We start from the raw sequence: 4492 nt of genomic DNA on the forward strand, positions 1-4492 counted from the left end.
CGCCGCGGCGGGCGCCGTCGCGGCGCTGACGGTGTGGATGCGGCGCCGCCGCACCGCGCAGGCGCGGCTGCGCCGCCGGATCCGCAACGCGCCGGTCCAGGTCCGGGTGCGGCGCGCGCAGCGCGCCCCGATCCGGGTGCGCCGCACCGGCCGCGGACCGCTGAACCTCTGACCACCGGAGAGGACGACCGGCATGCGCACGCCCTCCGCGCCCACCGATCTGCCCGCCACCTCGTGGGGGCGCGCCGCCAAGCGCGCCGCCGGCGAGTTCCAGCGCGACAACCTGTCGGACTGGGCGGCGGCCCTCACCTACTACGCCATCCTGTCGATCTTCCCGGCGATGCTGGTGGTGGTGTCGCTGATCGGGCTCGGCGGCAAATCGGTCACCAGCGACCTCATCGACAACCTCAACGGGATCGCGCCGAGCGCGGTGAAGACCGTCCTGGTCAACGCGATCACCCAGCTGCAGAACAACCGCGCCGGCGCCGGCGTCATCGCGATCGTCGGCATCCTCGCCGCGGTCTGGTCGGCGTCGGGGTACGTGGGCGCGTTCATGCGCGCGTCCAACGCCATCTACGACATCCCCGAGGGCCGGCCGGTCTGGAAGACGGTGCCGCTGCGCGTCGGCGTCACGGTCGTCACGCTGGTGCTGCTGTCGGTGTCGGTCATCGCGGTGATCGTCTCCGGGCCGCTCGCCCGCAAGGCCGGCGACCTGCTCGGGCTCGGCTCGACGGCCGTGACGGTGTGGGACATCGTCAAATGGCCGGTGATGCTGATCATCGTCAGTTTCCTGTTCGCGCTGCTGTACTGGGCGGCGCCGAACGCCAAGCGCGGTTTCCGCTGGGTCACCCCGGGCGGGGTGCTGGCCATCGTGCTGTGGCTGGTGGCGTCCGGGGTGTTCGCGGCCTACGTGACGAACTTCTCCAATTACAACAAGACCTATGGCAGCCTCGCCGGGATCATCATCTTCCTGGTGTGGCTGTGGATCACGAATCTGGCGATCCTGCTGGGCGCGGAGATGAACGCCGAACTCGAGCGCGGGCGGGCCATCGCCGCCGGCGGGCGCCGCGCCGGCCGCGAACCCTATGTCGAATTCCGCGACACCCGCGGGTTCAGCGACGAGGAGAAACGCGAGACCGGCGTCGCGGGCGGCCGGAACGCCGACGAGAATGCGGGCGGCGGAGAGGGCCGGCACGGCGCGACCCGGTCCTGACCGGAGGTGACGCCGGTGCGGCCGGCGTGCGGACGGCCGGTTACCGGGGAACCACGGGTCGCCCAACGGCGAGCCGGGTGAATAGGATCGGCGGGTGCTTCGTCCCACCTTTCCCATCGAGACCGGGCGGCTGACCCTGCGTCCGTTCCGAGAAGACGATCTGGAGAGCCTCTACGCCTACCAGTCCCTTCCGGAGGTGGCGCGTTTCCTCTATTGGGAGCCGCGCGACCGGGAGGAATCGCGGTCGTTCCTGCGCGAGAAAATGGCCGCCGCGACGCTGGAGAAGGAGGGCGACTGGCTCGTCCTGGCGGTCGAGTGGCGCGAGACCGGCGATCTGGTCGGCGAGGTCAATCTGCAGTGGCGCAGCCGCGAGCACCGGCAGGGCGAGATCGGCTACATCCTCAATCCGAGCTTCCACGGCAAGGGGTTTGCGACGGAGGCGGCCGAGGAGGTGCTGCGGCTGGGGTTCGAGGGGCTGGGGCTGCACCGGATCGTGGGCCGGCTGGACGGCCGCAACGCCGCGTCCGCGCGGGTGCTGGAGCGGCTCGGGATGCGGCGCGAGGCGCACCTGGTGCAGAACGAGCTCGTCAAGGGCGAGTGGACCGACGAGGTCATCTACGCGATGCTGCGCGACGAGTGGGACGCCCGCGCCGCAAACGCCGGGGACGGCGCGGACGGCACTGACGGTTCCGGCGGCGAGGCCGAGCGGGACTGACCGGCGACCGGCCGCCTCCCTGGCAAGCGGCCCCGGCGAGTGGCCCCGGTCAGCGGCCGGCCTGCTCGTCCAGGCGGCGGGCGAGGTCGCGGACGTGCCCGCGCAGTTCGCCGGGGCGCCGGATCACGAACGGCCAGCCGAGGCCGGCGAGCATCCGCGCCATGCCGTCCAGGTGCTCGGCGCGGGTCGTCATCACCACTCCCCCGGCGGTCTCGGTGAGGGTCGCGACGGTGGCGGGGATCCTGCGGCGCGCCTCCTCGATGCTGGTCTCCAGCAGCACCTCGACCTCGTGCGCGTACGGGACGCCGGCCAGGGACCGCGTCACGTGCCCGACGGGGTCGACGCCGGCGGGGATCTCGTAGCCGGCGGTGCCGGGCTCGGCGGAGGCGATCCGGTCGACGCGGAAGGTGCGGACCTCGCCGCTGCGGTGGTCGTGGCCGGTGGCGTACCAGCGTCCGGAGTGGAACACCAGGCCGTAGGGGTCCAGGTCGCGTTCGGAGTCGGCGCCCTGCCAGGACCGGTACCGCAGCCGGACGCGGCGGCGCTCGCGGACGGCGGCGGCGAGGGTGAGCAGGACGCCGGTGGAGGGCGCGGCGGCGTCGCGGGCGGCGAGGGTGAACCCGAGGGTCTCGCGCAGCGCCTGGACGCGGTCGCGCAGCGCGGCGGGCAGCACCCGCTGCACCTTCGCCAGCGCGCTCTCGGTCGCCTGCCCGGGCAGGCCGAGGCGGCGGCCGGCCAGCAGGCCGAGCACGACCGCGACCGCCTCGTCGTCGGTGAGCATCAGCGGCGGCAGCTTGTAGCCGGGCATCAGCCGGTAGCCGCCGTACCGGCCGCGTTCGGCGACGACGGGCACGCCGAGGTCGTCGAGCCGGGCGGCGTAGCGGCGGACGGTGCGCTCGTCGACGCCGAGCCGCCGCGCGAGGTCCGCCCCGGTCATGCGGTGGTGGGCCTGGAGCAGTTCGAGCATCGCCAGGACGCGGGTCGTCGGGTGGGACCGGCCGGGGTCCGGCGCCGGATGTGACACGGGCCACTCCCCCAATCCGGGCGGGTTCTGTCCGGTATTGACCCTAGCGTGGTTCTCATCGACGAGGGAAAGGGCGCTGACATGGCGACGTTCGTTCTGGTTCCGGGGTTCTGGCTGGGCGCGTGGGCGTGGGAGGAGGTCGCGGCGGGGCTGCGGGACGCGGGCCACGACGCGCGTGCGGTGACGCTGAAGGGGCTGGCCGAGCGGGCGGGCGAACTGACGCCGGAGGTGGGCCTGGACGACCACATCGCCGACGTCGTCGCCGCCGTCGCGGACGCCGGGCCCGGCCCGGTGGTCCTCGTCGCGCACAGCGGCGCGAACATGGCGGTCACCGGCGCCGCCGACCGGCTCGGGGACCGCGTCTCGCGCGTGGTCTACGTCGACAGCGGGCCGATGCCGTCCGGGATGGCGGGGATCGACTTCCGCGCCCCCGACGAGCGGGCGGAGCTGGAGAAGACCGTCGCCGAGGAGGGCGACGGCTGGACGATCCCGGTGCCGCCGTTCGACGCCGGCGCCGACCCGGTCAGCCTCGAAGGCCTGAGCGCGGAGCGGCTCGCCGAGATGCGCCGGCGCGGCACCCCGCAGCCGTTCGCGACCGCGACGCAGCCGCTCGAGCGGCCCGAGCCGCTGCCGGACACGCCGCGCACGCTGGTCCTGTGCACCATCCCGCTCCCGGCGGTGAAGCAGATGGCGGCCGGCGGCAATCCGGTGTTCGCGCCGATGGCCGGGCCGGGCTGGACGTACCGGGAGCTGCCGACCGGGCACTGGCCGATGTTCTCCAAGCCGCGGGAGCTGGCCGCGCTGCTCGCCGAGTCCGCCGCGCAGGAGTGAGGTCCGGGCCCGCCTCCGAGCGGGGGGTGAGGCGGGCGCGGGTCAGGCGTCGTCGGCGGGGGCGGCGGTGACCGCCCCGGCGCGAGACCGGCCGGCGCGAGACCGGCCGGCGCGGGGCCGTCCGTCGCGGGGCCGTCCGTCGCGGGCGGGCTCGCCCGGCACGACCAGGACGCGGGCGGCGCAGGCCAGCAGCGTGCCGATCCCCCAGCCGGCGAGCGCGTCGGTCGGCCAGTGGTAGCCGAGCGCGACGACGGCGACGGCGACCAGCGCGGCCAGGGCGTGCGCGGCGATCGTCCAGCGGCGCGGCGCGCCGGCCATCGCGGCGATGAACAGCAGGCAGGCGGCGGCGTTGGCGGCGTGCCCGGACGGGAACGACAGGTGCCCGGCGGCGAACATCTCGTCCTCGCCGTACAGCGGCGCGGTCCGGGCGAACAGCACCTGCGCGGCGCGCACGACCAGCTCGGTGCAGGCCAGCCAGACGCCCGCGCGCAGCAGCAGCGGGACGCTGCGGCGCCGCCACGCGGCGGTGACCGCGGTGACCCCGGCGAGGCTCCCGACGATCCAGTACTGGCCGCCGTTGACGATCGTCCGCCACGTCCAGTGCCAGGCGCCGGTGCGGGGCGGCAGGCCGCCGGAGAACACCCACTGGTCGAGGTGGCGCAGCGGGCCGTCGGCCAGCACGTCCAGGACGGCCGCGGCCGTGGCGAGG

General features: G+C 74.8%; 5 protein-coding genes. 3 read left to right on the forward strand and 2 right to left on the reverse strand.

Going from position 1 to position 4492, the window contains the following annotated elements; genetic code table 11:
• Positions 1-193 precede the first annotated feature (193 nt).
• On the forward strand, positions 194-1213 hold the full coding sequence (locus F9B16_RS49395) for a YihY/virulence factor BrkB family protein (protein ID WP_151547180.1): 1020 nt from the start codon (positions 194-196) through the stop codon (positions 1211-1213).
• Positions 1214-1307: 94 nt separating this feature from the next.
• Positions 1308-1928 (forward strand): GNAT family N-acetyltransferase, encoded by a 621-nt coding sequence (locus F9B16_RS49400; protein WP_151547181.1) that lies wholly within the window; start codon positions 1308-1310, stop codon positions 1926-1928.
• Between the two features lie 49 nt (positions 1929-1977).
• On the opposite strand, the gene F9B16_RS49405 is transcribed toward F9B16_RS49400, so the two are convergent.
• Positions 1978-2952, reverse strand: coding sequence for a helix-turn-helix transcriptional regulator (locus F9B16_RS49405; protein WP_225992665.1), 975 nt, complete (start codon positions 2950-2952; stop codon positions 1978-1980).
• Positions 2953-3033: 81 nt separating this feature from the next.
• Here F9B16_RS49405 and F9B16_RS49410 point away from each other — a divergent pair, with 81 nt between their 5' ends.
• Entirely contained in the window at positions 3034-3783 is a 750-nt protein-coding gene (locus F9B16_RS49410; RefSeq protein WP_151547182.1) for an alpha/beta fold hydrolase, read from the forward strand.
• A 42-nt stretch (positions 3784-3825) separates the two neighbouring features.
• On the opposite strand, the gene F9B16_RS49415 is transcribed toward F9B16_RS49410, so the two are convergent.
• A partial coding sequence (locus F9B16_RS49415) for a phosphatase PAP2 family protein (RefSeq protein ID WP_151547183.1) occupies positions 3826-4492 on the reverse strand: 667 nt, incomplete at its 5' end.

This window comes from Actinomadura montaniterrae (assembly GCF_008923365.1).
Lineage (GTDB): Bacteria > Actinomycetota > Actinomycetes > Streptosporangiales > Streptosporangiaceae > Spirillospora > Spirillospora montaniterrae.